This window comes from Flavobacterium plurextorum, from assembly GCF_024638035.1.
Taxonomy (GTDB): domain Bacteria; phylum Bacteroidota; class Bacteroidia; order Flavobacteriales; family Flavobacteriaceae; genus Flavobacterium; species Flavobacterium plurextorum.
Window position 1 is genome coordinate 1599693 of the sequence record NZ_CP100442.1, and the last position, 17504, is coordinate 1617196.

Annotated in this window: 10 protein-coding genes; 5 read left to right on the plus strand and 5 right to left on the minus strand. The window is 34.0% G+C overall.

Annotated features, from left to right (window positions below):
* Positions 1-42 precede the first annotated feature (42 nt).
* Complete coding sequence (locus NLG42_RS07330; RefSeq protein WP_089057491.1) at positions 43-504, plus strand: Lrp/AsnC family transcriptional regulator; 462 nt, start codon at positions 43-45, stop codon at positions 502-504.
* Positions 505-715: 211 nt separating this feature from the next.
* A complete protein-coding gene (locus tag NLG42_RS07335) occupies positions 716-2062 on the plus strand; it encodes a deoxyguanosinetriphosphate triphosphohydrolase (RefSeq protein WP_257683371.1) in 1347 nt (448 codons plus the stop codon).
* A gap of 93 nt (positions 2063-2155) precedes the next feature.
* Here NLG42_RS07335 and NLG42_RS07340 read toward each other — a convergent pair whose 3' ends face one another.
* Genes NLG42_RS07340 through NLG42_RS07350 form a run of 3 tightly spaced genes read right to left on the minus strand, consistent with a single transcriptional unit; the run spans position 2156 to position 5971 of the window.
* Positions 2156-3157 carry a DUF3078 domain-containing protein gene (locus tag NLG42_RS07340; protein ID WP_089057493.1) on the minus strand — a complete coding sequence of 334 codons (1002 nt, stop codon included), beginning with the start codon at positions 3155-3157 and terminating at the stop codon, positions 2156-2158.
* 35 nt (positions 3158-3192) lie between these two features.
* Complete coding sequence (locus NLG42_RS07345; RefSeq protein WP_257683372.1) at positions 3193-4980, minus strand: 1-deoxy-D-xylulose-5-phosphate synthase; 1788 nt, start codon at positions 4978-4980, stop codon at positions 3193-3195.
* A gap of 19 nt (positions 4981-4999) precedes the next feature.
* Complete coding sequence (locus tag NLG42_RS07350) at positions 5000-5971, minus strand: energy transducer TonB (protein WP_257683373.1); 972 nt, start codon at positions 5969-5971, stop codon at positions 5000-5002.
* A 61-nt stretch (positions 5972-6032) separates the two neighbouring features.
* Here NLG42_RS07350 and NLG42_RS07355 point away from each other — a divergent pair, with 61 nt between their 5' ends.
* Positions 6033-6476 (plus strand): nucleoside deaminase, encoded by a 444-nt coding sequence (locus NLG42_RS07355; RefSeq protein ID WP_089057496.1) that lies wholly within the window; start codon positions 6033-6035, stop codon positions 6474-6476.
* Here the strand turns inward: NLG42_RS07355 and NLG42_RS07360 are convergent, their stop codons facing one another.
* The gene (locus NLG42_RS07360) at positions 6477-7010 is read right to left on the minus strand and encodes a hypothetical protein (RefSeq protein ID WP_257683374.1); all 534 of its coding nucleotides are present in this window, start codon (positions 7008-7010) and stop codon (positions 6477-6479) included. It lies immediately after the preceding gene.
* Between the two features lie 218 nt (positions 7011-7228).
* On the opposite strand from NLG42_RS07360, the gene NLG42_RS07365 reads away from it, so the two are divergent.
* Entirely contained in the window at positions 7229-12910 is a 5682-nt protein-coding gene (locus tag NLG42_RS07365; RefSeq protein WP_257683375.1) for an alpha-2-macroglobulin family protein, read from the plus strand.
* A 188-nt stretch (positions 12911-13098) separates the two neighbouring features.
* On the plus strand, positions 13099-15474 hold the full coding sequence (gene pbpC, locus NLG42_RS07370; protein ID WP_257683376.1) for a penicillin-binding protein 1C: 2376 nt from the start codon (positions 13099-13101) through the stop codon (positions 15472-15474).
* A 322-nt stretch (positions 15475-15796) separates the two neighbouring features.
* Here pbpC and NLG42_RS07375 read toward each other — a convergent pair whose 3' ends face one another.
* On the minus strand, positions 15797-17341 hold the full coding sequence (locus NLG42_RS07375) for an Rne/Rng family ribonuclease (RefSeq protein ID WP_089057500.1): 1545 nt from the start codon (positions 17339-17341) through the stop codon (positions 15797-15799).
* Positions 17342-17504: the final 163 nt, after the last annotated feature.

Here is a 17504-nt window from a genome sequence, read left to right on the forward strand (position 1 = left end):
TGTTAATATCTTTTAAACGAACCTTCAGCCGTAAAAAAAACTATGGAAAATCTAGACAAAACCGATTTGCTTATCTTAAAGCACCTTCAGGAAAACTCAAATATCAATACAAAAGACCTTGCAAGTAAATTATTTCTGACTGTGACGCCAGTTTACGAACGTATAAAAAGACTGGAAAGAGATGGTTATATTACTAAATATGTAGCCTTGCTTGACAAGAAGAAAATGAACCGCGGAATGACTGTTTTTTGTAATGTTCGACTAAAAGAACACGCAAAAAACGTAGGTAGCAATTTTGTAAAAGATATTGTCGCTCTTCCTGAAATTATAGAATGCTATAACATTGCCGGCGATTATGATTTTATGCTAAAAATTCTAGTTCAGGACATGACTAGTTATCAGGATTTTGTAATGAACAAATTATCAACGATTGAAAACATCGGAAACACAAATAGTATTTTTGTAATGGGAGAAATTAAGCATAGTACGGCGTTAGAGTTTTAATAATATTTTGCCACGAATTTTACAAATTAACATAAATCATTGAACTTACATTAATTCGCGAAATTCGTAGCGAGCAAAACATTTAAATCAAATTAATTTGCGGCCTATATTTATTCAATTTTATCCTAAAATAAAATGTATTTTTGAAATCTTAAATCATCAATTTAGATCCTCAATCTAAAATAAATAATCTACAATCTAAAATAAAACAATGAACTGGGAACAACTTTTATCATTAAAACGTCAAGGCGATACAAGCAAAAGATTACGTGTAGAACAAGATGACACGCGATTAGGTTTTGAGGTCGATTATGACCGAATTATCTTTTCGGCTGCTTTTAGAAGTTTGCAAGATAAAACACAAGTAATTCCGCTTTCTAAAACAGATTTCGTACATACAAGACTTACGCATAGTTTAGAAGTTTCTGTTGTTGGACGTTCTTTAGGACGTTTGGTTGGTAAAAAAATCATCGAAAAATACCCTTATTTAAAAGAAATTCACGGTTATCATATGAATGATTTTGGGGCAATTGTTGCCGCAGCGTCATTGGCTCATGATATTGGAAATCCGCCTTTTGGACATTCGGGTGAAAAAGCAATTGGAGAGTATTTCTCGAGCGGAAAGGGATTAAAATACAAAGATAAACTTACGGCAAAACAATGGCAGGATTTAATTGATTTTGAAGGAAATGCTAACGGATTTTCAGTGTTAACAGCAAGTCGTCCAGGAATTGAGGGCGGACTTAGAATTTCATACGCTACTTTAGGTGCTTTTATGAAATATCCTAAAGAAAGTCTTCCGAAGAAGCCAACTACTAATATCGCAGATAAAAAATATGGTTTCTTTCAAACAGATAAGTCTTTCTTTGAAGAAGTTGCTCATGACATGGGAATGATCGCAAATAAAGAAGATGGCGATATTGGTTTTGAAAGACATCCTTTGGCGTATTTAGTTGAAGCTGCAGACGATATTTGCTATACTATTATTGATTTTGAAGACGGAATAAATCTTGGCTTAGTTTCAGAAGATTATGCTCTAGAGTATCTTATAAAATTGGTAAAAGATAATATTGGTGTTTCTAAATATAAATTACTGGAAACAAAAGAAGACAGAATTAGTTATTTAAGAGCGTTAGCAATTGGAGCTTTGATTAATGATGCTGTAGATGTATTTGTTGAAAATGAAGAAGCTATTCTAGCAGGAAATTTCCCTTTTGCGTTAACAGACAAAAGTAAATACAAAGCACAAATGAATGATATTATCAAGTTAAGTGTTGATAAAATTTACCAGAGCCGCGAAGTAATCGAGAAAGAAATCGTGGGTTATCAAATCATTCAAACTTTGCTGGATAAATTTATAACTGCTTTCAATAATAAATATGACGGAACAGCATCAAACTACGATAAATTAATCTTGAAAATGCTGCCAGAAAAACACCATTTAGATAAAGGTAATTTGTACGAACGTCTGCTTCACATTTGTCATTATGTTTCATTACTAACAGATGGAAATGCCTTAGAATTATATGAAACTATTCAAGGACGTAAGAAGAATTAAATAGAAGCATTTTATGCTATTGTCCAAAATAAAACACCCCATAAATATAATTTATGGGGTGTTTTATTTTCTTATGATTGAGAATAAAATTTACTATTGAAAAGCATAAACTAGACCAACTCCTAAAACTTGGCGTAATTGCATTCTAGGTCCGTCGTTTACTTGAGATTTTGCGCCTGTAGTAGGATCAATTACATCTTTTTTGGTTTTAATATCGTCATCATAAACTAAATGAACACCAATATTTGCTTTAACATAAGCATTTACAACAAGATCTAAACGAGTATCATAATCAATATCGACATTCCCAAATCGGTTTAAATAATCGGTATATAAACTTAATCGGTTTTCGTAGAAGACATTTTTATAGATTTCGTTTTTCATATAGCCAGTAACAAGAATACCAAATTCGGCTTTTACCTTTTGACCGCTTTCAATTAATATTTTATTATTTGGATCTAGAGGATCAGTAGCATAAACTGCTTTTTTAACACCAAAAGAACCTTGATCTGCAAGATATTGATCTAAGACCAAAGTGGTTTTTAATGTAATAGGAGAGAAGTAAAAAGTTCTGTTTTTCTTCTTATTCGAGTTTTCAGCTCCAGCTCCAAGAAATATGTAAGCAGGTGCAAAAGGTTTCGAGATAGCAATGTCACGATTAGGATAGTTATAACCGTCGGTAAACTGTGTATTAAAATTAAACTTGGCCGAGTAAAACCAATTTGAAACCGTATCTTTTCTAAATCCGTAAGTCGAGTTTAGTTGAAAAGCATCGTCCGTTTTACGCAATTCAGTTCCGTCTTGCTTGTTTAATCCGTATTTTACAATAAGCTCATTTGCCCATTTATGATTTCCTTTTTGGTAAATTCTTCCAAATTCTCCTTTAAACAAACCAGAGATAGAACTTGTTCCCCCCGCACTCCAATTCACAAATGCAATTTCTGAAATATCAAACCCTACTTGATTTTTTTTTGCCCAATTTGAAGGCAGTTTTGGTGCTTTATTGGGATCTATTGTTGTTTGTATAAGTTGGGCAGAGTTTTTAGTTGTACACAAAAACAAAAGAATAAAAAGAGTGGAACGTATTAATTTCATTAGGTTTATTTTAATATTTTGGTGCCGCAAAATAATTATTTTGGCTCATTAGAAAAAAGATTTATTAAATTTTTAACGTCAATTTTACACAATTGTTGTAACTGGTTTACTGTTCCGTGCTCAATAAACTCATCTGGAATTCCTAAAATATTGATGTTATTTTTAAAATTATTTGTGGCCGCAAACTCTAAAATAGAGCTTCCAAAACCACCATTTTTTACCCCGTCTTCTATTGTAATTATGTTATCAAATGAAGATAATATCGAGTGTAAAGCCTCATTGTCTAAGGGTTTTATAAAGGGAAAATCGTAATGCGCAATAGTTTCTGAATTTGTACTTTGTTGTAGAGCTTCGATTACATTATTTCCAATCGTTCCAGTCGATAAAACAGCAGTTTTTGTTCCCTGTTTTAAGCAAATTGCTTTCCCGATTTTAATTTTTTCATAATGTCCGAAATTTTCTACTTCCCAATTTGGCAGCACGCCGCGTCCTCTTGGATATCGAATTGCGATTGGATGATTTAGACCTAGTTGAGCAGTATATAAAATGTTTTGCAAAGCAATCTCATTGATAGGTGCGTAAATAATCATGTTTGGAATAGAACGCAGATACGCTATATCAAAAACACCATGATGCGTTGCGCCATCTTCGCCAACTAAACCTGCTCTGTCCAGACAAAAAATAACAGGTAAATTTTGTAAAGCTACATCATGAATAACTTGGTCATAAGCACGTTGTAAAAAAGTCGAATAAATATTGCAATATACAATCATGCCTTGAGTTGCCATTCCGGCTGCAAGCGTTACAGCATGCTGTTCGGCAATTCCCACATCAAAAGCACGTTCCGGCAATTCGTCCATCATAAATTTTAATGAACTTCCAGAGGGCATTGCAGGTGTGATTCCGATTATTTTTTCATTTTTTTTGGCTAAATCTAAAATGGTTAAGCCAAAAACGTCTTGAAATTTAGGCGGTAAATTTTCTTCAGATTTTAAAATGATTTCTCCTGTCGAAGCATCAAATTTTCCAGGGGCATGATATTTTACCTGATTTTCTTCAGCTTGCTGTAAACCCTTTCCTTTTGTAGTTACAATATGAAGAAATTTTGGACCCTTTATGTTTTTTAAGCGATTCAATTCTTTGATTAAATTCGGAAGATCGTGACCGTCTATTGGTCCTGAATAATCAAAATTCAAAGATTTGATCATGTTATTCTTCTTCGGATTTTTTCCTTCTTTTACAGCAGTAAGATATTTTTTAAGAGCACCAACACTTGGATCAATTCCTATTGCATTATCATTTAAAATAACCAACAAATTGGCATCAGTAACTCCGGCATGATTTAAACCTTCAAAAGCCATTCCGCTTGCAATAGAAGCATCTCCGATAACTGCAATATGCTGTTTATCGAAATCACCTTTTAATTTTGAAGCAATCGCCATTCCGAGTGCTGCAGAAATTGAAGTTGAAGAATGTCCAACACCAAAAGTATCGTAAACACTTTCGGTTCGTTTAGGAAAGCCAGAAATTCCGTCGATTTGTCTATTAGTATGGAAAATTTCCCTTCTTTCCGTCAGAATTTTATGTCCGTAAGCCTGATGACCAACATCCCAAACCAGCAAATCATCCGGGGTATTAAAAACATAATGAAGTGCAATCGTAAGTTCAATAACGCCCAAACTAGCTCCCAAATGACCTTCTTTTACAGAAACAACCTCAATTATAAATTGACGTAATTCTTGTGCAACTTGTAGAAGTTGTGCCTCAGAAAGTGCGCGTAAATCAGCTGGATTATATATGTTCGAAAGTAAATCGCTTTTCATTGTATGGAAAAAAGCAAATTTACGGTTTTAAATTTAAATCTGTTTGTTCCTTACTCTCTCCAGTTTTAAAAATTTGCATTGAGGTAATTTTTGAAAATTTTCTTTTTCTTTTTTTTGGATTCAAAGTATCAAGCTCAAGTGTGATAGGTAGATTGTAATAAGTTCTAACTTTTCTTCCATTGGTTTCACCTGGAGTCCATTTTTTAGATTCTTCTAAAATCCGCATGGCTTCTTCCCCAGTTCCTAAACCGAGGTCTTCAATGATTTTTATTTCATTTAGTTTTCCATCTTTTTCAATGACAAAAGACATTTTTATTACTCCGGTAGATTTCTTTAACTCTTTTGGGATTTTATATTCTGATTTAAAAATTTCGTAAAACATATTAATTCCTCCTGGGTAGTCAGGCAAAACATCAATTCCCATACCTCCATAAACGCTATAGTCCTCATAAGGACCTGTGGGCATTGGTCCTTCACATTTTGCTTTTGCGAAAGAGAAGGTTTTTTCTTTTTTAAGCGACGACCTGCTTTTGCGTTTTGTGGATTTTGTTTCGCTGGCAGTTAAGGATTTATTATTAGCGGCTTCATGCTTTTCGCCAGCATTAGTTTTTAGAACTGCAGGATCTTCAATTATTTCAATTTTATCGATCTTTTGTTTGTTTCCATCCTTATCCTGACAGCTGAACAAAGTAGTTCCCATGGAAATAAACAGAGCAAGTAAAAATATTTTATGGAAATAAGTTTGTGTATAAAAAACGCGACTAGGAATTTGGATTGTAATCGAGTCTAATTGAGATCTTTTTATTCTTCCGCAGATACTTTTGTTTTGATTTTGGGTAAAAAAGTGCTGAATTTCTTCGGGCAGCATAGATGTGAAATCAATAACCGTTTTAGAACAGCTCAAACAAAAACGCCCCTCTTTGTTTGGAATCATTTTGTCCCAATTTTCTGTACAAGGTTCCGGAATTGTTATTCTGAGTTTTCTTTCCATTTTTGAATTTCAATATTTAAATGTAATAAAAAATAAATAGTAAAACCTTATTTTTGCATCTATGATAAATCCTTTTACCGACGAGTACTTCATGAAAAAAGCTTTGCAGGAAGCTGAAATGGCTTTTGAAAAAGGCGAAATTCCTGTTGGAGCTGTAATTGTTGTTGCTGATAAAATAATAGCAAGAAGTCATAATTTAACAGAATTATTAAATGATGTTACGGCTCATGCCGAAATGCAGTCGATAACCGCTGCAGCCAATTTTCTAGGCGGTAAATACCTAAAAGATTGTACACTTTATGTAACGCTGGAACCTTGCCAAATGTGCGCAGGAGCTTTGTATTGGAGTCAGATTTCGAAAATTGTTTTTGGAGCTCGTGACGAACAGCGCGGTTTTATCACTATGGGGACAAAACTACATCCAAAAACTACAGTAGTTTCAGGTATAATGGCAAATGAAGCGGCTGATTTAATGAAACGTTTTTTCTTGGAAAGACGTAAGTAGTTAAAACAAATATCCTCCCATGTAAACACAGATAAAGATCATAAAAGAATTAAAGCATACGATATTGTAAAATGTGTTTTCAGAAAACCCTTTTTTCGAAAGCAATATTTTTATACTTATTCCAATTGAAAAAAGCAGGATTAGGCAAGTGTAAAATTGAATTCCATTAATGCTTAAACCGCTGGAAAGTAGATTTGTATAATTTCTTATCTTAGATTTTACGGTTGTTACAGATTTAAACAATAAAGAAGTTTCAATTGCAATATTATTTTCATCAATAAATTCTTTTGCTGTAGAAAAAGTAAATCCTTTTTGTGTAAAATAATGATAAGAAACTTTTTGTTTAGATTTTCCAGAAGTTCTTATAGTGTAATGCGTAATTACATCATTAGTTTTTGAAGTGGGCAAAACATAATAATCGGCAAAAGCAATCAAAATAAAAAATGTTATAACACCCATCAGATATATAATTACATTTTTATTTTTGATAATAAATTCATTTTCAATAGAATATCTATTTAAATTGTCAGGCATTCTTCTCTAAGTTTAAAAACATTAATTTAATAATTTAATGATTCGTTTTTGTAAAACTTCAACAAAAGTTAAATAATCAATATTAGCGAATTTTCTTCTTAAATAAATTAAAAAATAAATTACTTTTATCCTTATTTAATTTGTAATTTGTTGTTTCGGTTTTCGTTAACAATTCAAATTAAATTTCTGCTTTATTAATCAATAAACTAAAAGTAAACGTGAAAGTAAAAGGATTAAGTCTCGTGTTTTTTGTGTTTTTTATTTTTCAATCCTGCGGTAGAAAATCAGCAGCCGATTTCAATTCGGATTTTTCGTTATTTAAAGATTATATAACCAGTTTTACTGGCGGAATTGTTTCTTCGGATTCTGATATTCGTGTGGTTTTGGCTTTCGATAAAAATGATTGGAAACCCAATCAGGAATTAGATGATGATTTGTTTGATATTTCGCCAAGTGTTCACGGAAAAGTAGTGGCACTTTCGACCAATACATTAGCTTTTATTCCAGAGAAAAAATTAAAACCAGGAACAGAATATCAGGTTACTTTAAACTTAGATAAGCTGACAGCAATTCCGAAAGAGAAAGAGGCAGCGCTTTCTAAATTTAACTTTACAGTTAAAACAATCAAACAGGATTTTACCATAAATACTGGCGATATTCAATCGTACAGCAAAGAATATCAGTATTTAAACTGCGTTTTGAAAACAGCAGATAATATTGATCTTGAAACGGCTCAAAAATTGGTTGAAGCCAAACATAATGGTAATAATCTTAAAATTAAGTTTGAGAAAACAGCGGGGCCAGCTAAAGAATTTCGTTTTATAATTGACAGTATTCAGCGTCAATCAGAAGCTTCAAATTTAGAGATTATCTATGATGGAAATGATTTTGATATTGACCAAAAAGGACAAATCGACTTTCCTATTACAAGTATAAATGAGTTTAAAGTTATAAAAGTTGAAGTTCCAGACGGGAATAATCAATCAGTTTTAATTAATTTTTCTGAACCATTAGAAAAAGGTCAAGATTTTGCCGGATTGGTTTCCATTCAAAATACCAATAATCTTAAGTTTTCTACTCAAGGAAATTTATTAAAAGTATATTTTACCAATCAGGCAGTTTCTAAAAAAGAGACTCCTGCACCTGTTGTTGAAGAACCAGCGTATGCAACAGTAGATTCTGCTACAGTTGTGGTAGACTCAGCATCAGTTGCTGTCGATTCTGCCGCTGCAGTGGTTGAAAATGTTGTAGAAGTTGTGCCGGACGAAGAGCCAGAGCAAGTTATTACAGGTGAACTTCTTTTGGAAGTTTTTGAAGGAATTGAAAGTCAATACGGTAAAAAATTAGAATCAAATTATTCTGAGAAAATTTCTTTTGATCAGATAAAACCAAGTGTTCGTTTTGTGAAAAATGGAACTATTCTGCCAAGCTCTAACAATTTAAAACTGAATTTTGAGGCTGTAAATTTAAGTGCGGTTGACGTAAAAGTGTATAAGATTTACAAAAATAATATGCTTCAATTTCTTCAATATAATGAATTAAACGGAGCTCAAAACCTCAAAAAAGTAGCGCAGCCAATTGCTAAAACAACGCTTAACTTAAGAGAAAGCACACTCGTAAATCTCACAAAATGGAATACGTATGCTTTAGATTTATCTAAAATTATAAAGCCGGAACCAGGAGCAATTTATAGAGTAGAGTTTGTATATAAAAAGAAATATTCTCTTTATAAATGTGAAACATCTGATGGAAATGATAATGAAGCAGAAGAGGATGAAGTAGATGAAAATGACGTAAACTATAGCGGCAATTCGTATGATGATTATTATTATGATGATTATGACTGGAGAGAAAGCCAAGATCCTTGTTCTGGGTCATATTACTACAATGCAAGAATTGCTACTAATATTTTAGCTTCAGATTTAGGAGTTATCGCGAAAAGAGGTGAAAATAAATCGTATTTGTTCGCTGTAAACAATATTGTTACAACAGAACCAGTCTCAAATGCGAGAGTTGATTTATATAATTTTCAACAGCAAAAAATTGGTACGCAGGCGACAAGCAGTGAAGGAATTGCATCTTTCCAATTAGATAAATTCGCATATTTCGCTATTGTTACCTTAGGAGATCAATCGACTTATGTAAAGCTTGACGACGGACTTTCATTATCTGTCAGTAATTTTGATGTAGCTGGAGAGACTTTACAAAAAGGATTGAAAGGATTTATTTATGGAGAAAGAGGCGTTTGGCGTCCAGGAGATAATTTGTATTTGTCTTTCATTTTAAATGATGCAGCGAATAAACTTCCAAAATCACATCCAATAAAGTTCAGACTGAATGATCCAAATGGTAAAACCGTTTATCAAACTGTTCAGAAAACAAATGATTTAAATCATTACGCTTTTATTGTACCGACAAATCAAGATGCTCCAACAGGAAATTGGGAAGCAATGGTAAGCGTTGGAGGTGCTAAATTTTATAAAAGTATTAAGATTGAAACGATAAAACCAAATCGTTTAAAAATCAAAAATACATTTAGCAGCAAAACCCTTTCAGCGTCTTATCCAAATACAGATAATCTAGAAGTGACTTGGCTTCACGGCGCTATTGCGAAAAACCTAAATGTAGAAATGCAGGCTAAATTTTCACAGCAGACAACAACATTTAAAGGATATGAAAAATTTAGTTTTGATGATATTGTTCGTCAGTTCAGTACAGAAGAAATAAATATTTTCTCTGGAAAATTAAATGAAAACGGAAAGGCTTCTGTAAATATTCAGCCAAAATTACAAGGTCAAGCGCCTGGAATGTTACGCGCTTCATTCATTACAAAAGTGTATGAAGAAGGCGGGGATTTTAGTACCGATGTTATTTCGACAACTTATTCTCCATATAAAACCTATGTGGGAATAAAATCGCCTGAATTGAACAAATATAATATGCTTGAAACTCGAGCAAATAATCGTTTTGAAGTAGTTACTGTTGATGAAAATGGAAGACCACGAGCAGTTAGAAATCTTGAAGTAAGAATTTATAAAGTAGACTGGAGATGGTGGTGGGATTCATCAAGCGATAATTTGTCAAATTATAATTCATCAAACTCGACAACAGCTTATAAATCTACTATAATTGATACCGATTCAAGCGGAAAAGGAAGTTTTCAATTTGCTTTAACTGATGAAGAGTGGGGGCGTTATTTGATTCGTGTTGAAGATACAAACGGCGGACATGCAACTGCTTTAACAGTAAATATTGACTGGCCAATATGGTCTGGAAAAACACGTAACAGAGATGCTTCTACAGCGAATATGTTAGTTTTTTCTACAGATAAAAAGAATTATGCTGTTGGAGAAAAAGCACAAATATCTTTCCCTTCAAGTGAAGGTGGACGTGCTTTAATTTCAATCGAAAATGGATCTCGTGTAATTCAGACGATATGGGCAAAAACAAAAAACGGTGAAACAAAAGTTGAGGTTCCGATTACTGGAGCTATGGCGCCGAATGTTTATTTTAATATTACTTTGTTACAGCCTCACGCCACAACCAAAAATGATTCGCCAATTCGTATGTACGGAATTGTTCCGATTGAAGTGGTGGATAAAAACACGATTTTGGCACCAACCATTAATATGCCGGATGTTTTAAAGCCAGAACAGCCATTTACAGTGAAAGTTGGTGAAAAGTCAGGTAAAGAAATGACGTATACAATTGCGGTTGTTGATGAAGGGCTTTTAGATCTAACTCGTTTTAAAACACCAAATGCATGGGATAGTTTCTACGTTCGTGAAGCTCTTGGAGTAAAAACATGGGATGTTTACGATGATGTAATTGGTGCTTACGGTGGAAAAATAAACCAGATTTTTAGTATTGGAGGAGATCAAGATTTAGGCGGTGGGAAAGCTAAAAAAGCCAATCGCTTTAAACCTGTAGTATTGTATTATGGTCCGTTTAAATTGGAAAAAGGACAAACAAAATCACATCAATTAAAACTGCCAAAATATATTGGTTCTGTTAGAACAATGGTTGTAGCTGGAGATGCTGCAACAAGTGCTTACGGAAGTGTAGAAAAAGCAACTCAGGTTAAGAGCCCATTAATGGTTTTAGCTTCGCTGCCTAGAAAAATTTCACCATCAGAAAAAGTAACGCTTCCTGTGACAGTTTTTGCTACAGAAAATAAAATTAAAAATGTTTCAATTCAGATAAAAACAAGCAACGGATTGAAAGTAGCAGGAAGTACAGTTCAAAAATTAAGTTTTGCACAGCCAGACGAAAAGATGGCGTATTTCAATTTAGTTGTAGGTGCGGCAACTGGAATTGCAAAAGTTCAAGTTATAGCAACATCAGGAAGTGAAAAATCAGTTTACGAAGTTGAAATTGATATGACAAATCCAAATCCAGTTACAAGTACATTTACTGATGTCGTTCTGACGCCAAACAGCAGTAAAACAATTTCATGGAAAACATTTGGTGTTGCCGGAAGCAATAAAGCGAGATTAGAAATTTCGTCTATGCCGTCAATGAATTTGAATGGAAGACTGCAATTTTTAATTCAGTATCCGCATGGTTGTGTAGAGCAGACGACTTCGTCCGTTTTTCCGCAATTATTCTTAAGTGATGTTGCCGATATTGACGTGAAACGTAAAGAGATTATTCAAAAAAATATTGCAGCCGGAATTGCCAGATTAGGAAATTTCCAGTTATCAAACGGTGGATTACCATATTGGCAAGGAAATGCAATAGCAGATGATTGGGGAACTTCTTACGCTGGACATTTCTTGATTGAAGCGGAGAAAAAAGGTTATGTTCTGCCTATTAATTTCAAATCAAAATGGCTGTCGTATCAGCAAAAAGAAGCGAAGCAATGGCGCTTTGAACCTAAATATGGAAATGATCTTGCTCAGGCATATCGTTTATACACATTAGCTTTGGCTGGAAATGCAGATTTATCAGCTATGAATAGATTACGTGAAACAAAAAACATTTCGAATGAAAGTAAACTTCGTTTGGCCGCAGCTTATGTTTTAGCAGGACAAAAATCTGCTGGACAAAGTTTGTTCTTGAAAACAAGTATTGATGGTGATTCAGACGGATATAGCTATTACTATTATGGTTCAAACGAAAGAAACAGAGCAATGGCTTTGGAAACAATGCTGCTTTTAGGGCAAACGCAAAAAGCATTTACTATGGCTTCAAAACTAGCCAAAGAAATGTCGGCCAATCAATGGATGAGTACGCAGACAACGGCTTATTGCTTGTACTCAATGTCGAAATTTGCAATTAGCAACGGTCCAAAAGGAATCAATATTCAGTTTAGTAAAAACGGAAAAGGAGAGGCAATAAATACAAGCAAATCAATTGCAGATCGCAGTATTTCGGTTACTTCTGGAGCAAATAGTATTACGGTGAAAAACAATAAGGCAAATACGGTTTATGTTCGTGTATTGAATACAGGGATATTGCCTATTGGACAGGAAAATGCTGTTCAAAGCGATGTTTCGGCAAGTATTGTCTTTAAAAATAGAAAAGGAAGCGTAATAAATGTTTCAAGAATTAATCAAGGAACAGAGTTTGTTGCTGAAGTTACAGTTAAAAATCAAAGAGGAGAAAGTGTTCAGAACGTGGCATTATCACAAATTCTGCCTTCGGGATTCGAGATTGTAAATACTCGATTTACAGATTACGGAGACGCAGTAAACAACATTGCCGATTATATTGATATTCGCGACGATAGAACTAATTTCTATTTTGGAATGAAAGCCAGAGAAACCAAAGTTTTCAGAATTCTGCTAAACGCATCGTACTTAGGAAATTATTATTTACCTGGATTGCAATGTGAAGCGATGTATGATAATACATTCTTAGCCAGAACAAAAGGATTCTGGGTTGAGGTTGTGAAATAAATTTATTCGCCACAGATTAAAAGGATTTTTAAAAATCTGTCCGAATCAATTTAATCTGTGGCAAAAAATCTTTGTGATAAAAGGTCTCCCGAAGATTTTGCAGATCAAGCAGATAAAAATAAAATCTGTCAAATCTGTTGAAGCTGCGAGCAAAAAAACTTAGCGCCTTTGTGGTAAAATAATCAGCATTGAAAAATAAAGTGAAGGCGTTTTTCCAACGCATTATAAACTGGATAAAAAGTAACAAAATAAAATCAGCAATTGCATTTATGCTCTTGCTGATTTACTATTTTTCGATACCCCGAACTTTATTCAAAGAGCCTTATTCAACCGTTATTGAAAGCAAAGAGGGGGAATTATTAGGAGCCAAAATTGCCCGCGACGGACAATGGCGTTTCCCTGCGCAGGATAGTGTTCCTGATAAATTCAAGAAGTGTATCGTTTATTTTGAAGACGAGTATTTCTATAAACATCCCGGATTTAATCCAGGTGCAATGGTAAATGCTTTTAAGCAAAACAAAAAGGCGGGTAAAGTAGTCAGAGGAGGAAGTACCTTAACTCAGCAAGTCATTAGATTATCCCGAAAAGGAAAAAATAGAACTTACTTTGAAAAAGTAATAGAAATCATCCTCGCAACTAGATTAGAGTTAGGGTATTCTAAAAATGAAATTCTCGAAATGTATGCTGCTCATGCACCATTTGGAGGAAATGTTGTGGGGTTAGAAATGGCTTCATGGCGTTATTTTGGAGTACAGTCCAATCAATTATCTTGGGCGGAAAATGCTGTTTTAGCCGTTTTGCCAAATGCTCCAAGTTTGATTTATCCAGGAAAAAATCAAATAAAATTACTGAATAAAAGAAATCGACTTCTATTAAAACTGCATCAGGAAGGTATAATCGACAAGCAAACCTATGAGCTTTCAATAGAAGAACCGTTGCCTCAAAAACCGTATGATCTGCCTCAAATTGCACCGCATTTATTGCAGAGAGCAGCGAAGAATGAAGAAGGAACACGAGTTAAAACGACTATTGATTATGCTTTACAAAATAGAGTTAATCAAATCGCGAGATATTATTACAATCAGTACAAACAGAATGAGGTTCATAATCTGGCTATTTTGGTAATCGATGTTCAGAACAGAAGTGTAATGAGTTATGTTGGCAATGCTCCAACGGACAAAGACCATCAAAAAGATGTTGATATAATTGACGCACCAAGAAGTACAGGAAGTATTTTAAAACCGCTATTATATGGAGCAATGCTTGATGATGGCGAACTATTACCCAATACTTTAGTTGCTGATATTCCAACGCAGATTTCAGGATATACACCTCAAAATTTTAATTTAACGTTTGACGGCGCTGTTCCTGCGCATCGCGCATTGTCGCGTTCTTTGAATATTCCTGCCGTTCTTATGCTTCAGGAATTTACTGTAAACAAGTTTTATGAAGAATTACAAAAATTTAAATTGAAGAATATTAATAAAACCCCAGATCATTATGGTTTGTCGCTTATTTTAGGAGGTGCCGAAAGTAATTTATGGGACTTATGCAGAACTTATGCGAATCTGTCTTCAACAGTGAATTATTTTGCTAAACATCAGGCAAAATATAGAACAAATGAGTTTACGGAATTAAATTATAAAAATGATTTTAAGCCTGATTTTGGCTCGGAAACTGATCAAAAGAATATTTTGGGCGCAGGATCAATTTGGTTAACGTATAATGCAATGGAAGAAGTGAACAGGCCGGAAGGAGACGAAGCTTGGAAATTTTATGATAGTTCTCTGAAAATTGCATGGAAAACGGGAACAAGTTTTGGAAATCGTGATGCGTGGGCAATTGGAACAAATTCAAGATATGTGGTTGGAATTTGGGTTGGAAATGCAACGGGAGAAGGAAGGCCGACTTTAACGGGAGTTACCAGTGCAGCACCAATTTTATTTGATGTATTTAATTTACTGCCTAGACAAAGATGGTTTGATACACCTTACAAAGATTTGACTGAAGTTGAGGTTTGTCGATTAAGTGGTTATCTGGCTAAAGAAAATTGCCCGAAAATTAAACAATGGGTTTCTAAAAAAGGAAAATCGACTAAGATTTGTCCATATCACAGAACGATTCATTTAGATAAAACAGAACAGTTTCAGGTAAATAGCAGCTGTGAAAATATTGAAAATATTAGTACTAAAAATTGGTTTGTTCTGCCTCCAGTAATGGCTTGGTATTATAAAAGTCAGCATATTGAATATTTACCTTTACCGCCGTTTAAGGAAGGCTGCGAGGGAACGCAAACGACAGCGATGGATTTTATTTATCCAAAGGCAAACAGTAAAATTTATTTGACTAAAGATTTTAATAGCAAAGTACAGCCTGTAATTTTAAAAGTAGCTTATTCTGAAAGAGATAAAGAATTGTTTTGGTATGTTGATGATGTGTATAAAGCTACTACAAAAACTTTTCATGAACTGCCAATTATGCCAACCACAGGAACACATTATATTACAGTTGTAGATGCTTCTGGAAATGAAATTAGAAGAAAAATTGAGATTGTGAGGGAATAGGATTTAAAAATAAAATCCAATTTTAAACCCCAAATTCCCCAAAAAAAAGCTTCTCTCTAAAGATAATGTATGTCAGGCTGAGGGAAGTCGAAGTCCTTTTTAGATAAGAAAGTCTTCGACTTCGCTCAGGGTGAAAATCATACTTATAACAACTTTTTAATATATAGTGATCTTATAAAAACGATTGCCTAGCCCAGATAGAAGCGGTATCCTTTTTCTGGCTCCTTTAGTCAGGAAAAGATACAAGCGGATAGCTGGAACTTGCTTCTAAAAAAAAGCCACAAAAAAACCGCCAGTCTTTCGAAAGGCGGTTTTTTGTTTTTTATTCTGAAATAACATTTCCTTTTTTATCATAGAAATGGTATTCTAAGTACGTGTAAGCGTCACGAGGTATGATTTTCACCCATTTCTTATGTTCAAAAAACCATTTTGAACGTAATGATGGAAAACCTTTACTGAGGTATGCAGCCACAAATGGATGTACATTAAGTACAACATTTTTGTGGGTTTTTAAAAGTCTTTCTAAATCAGAGGTGATCTTATCAATAATTAAAATTGGCGCTTCAATTTCGCCATTTTCTTTGTTAGGATCTTCTTCTCTGGTTTTAATGTTAACTTCTGGTCTTACGCGCTGTCTTGTAATCTGGACTAAACCAAATTTACTTGGCGGTAATATTTTATGCTTTGCTTTATCGTCGCTCATTTCTTCTCGCAAGAAGTCGAACAAAACCTTCCTGTTTTCAGGATTCGACATATCGATAAAATCTACTACTATGATTCCGCCCATATCTCGCAGACGAAGTTGTCTGGCAATTTCTGCAGCAGCAATCATATTTACTTCCATGGCAGTGTCTTCTTGATTGGTTGCTTTATTCGAACGGTTTCCGCTGTTTACGTCTATAACGTGAAGAGCTTCAGTGTGTTCGATGATAAGGTAAGCGCCCTTACTCATAGATACTGTTCTTCCAAAAGAAGTTTTGATTTGTCTCTCTATATTGTATTTCTCAAAAATTGGAGTGTCATTTGATTGATAAAACTTAACAATCGATTGTTTTGAAGGCGCAATTTCTTGCAGATATTCCTTCGTTTGATGGTACAACTCTTCGTCATCTATTTGAATACCGCTGAAGGTATCGTTGAATACATCTCTTAATATTGAAGAAGCTCTATTGAGTTCTCCTAATACTTTTGATGGATGATGAGCAGTTGGTAATTTTTTACACATTGCAGTCCATCTGCCAAGCAGGTTCTGCAAATCTTTTTCTAATTCGGCTACGTTTTTGCCTTCGGCTACTGTGCGAACAATAACACCAAATCCTTTAGGTTTGATCGATAGAACAAGTTTTTTTAGACGATCCTTTTCTTTTTTGTCTTCTATTTTTTGAGAAATAGAAACGCGATCAGAAAAAGGAACTAGAACGATAAATCTTCCAGCAAGAGAAAGCTCAGCGCTTATTCTTGGACCTTTGGTTGATATAGGTTCTTTAACTACTTGAACTAAAACAGATTGATTGGCACTTAAAATATCAGTAATGATGCCATCTTTGTCAATCTCTTTTTCAAACTGAAAGGTTTTTAGGGAGAAATCTTTTAATTTACCTGCGCTTACAAGTTTTATGAATTTCAGTTGGGAAGCTAAATTTGGACCTAAATCATGATAATGTAAAAAGGCGTCTTTTTCGAAGCCTACATTTACAAAAGCAGCATTAAGTCCAGCAACTGGTTTTCGAATTTTGGCAATAAAAATATCACCAACCTGAAAGTTGCTTTTTTCTTCTTCTTTATGTAATTCAATTAGTTTTCCATCTTTTAATAAGGCAAAATCTACGGCTTCAGAACTAGATCTAATGATTAATTCTTTATTCACACTGTAAATTTTTATCCGTGAATTGGTTGTCGGCTTCTTGTTGATGGTTGTTGGCAAACAAAACCAAAAGCCAAAAACTAAAGACCATTAACTTCTACAAGGATGGATTAAACAATATTTTAACAGGTATTGAACCCGGGGAAAATCAGCAGGCAGTTTGCAG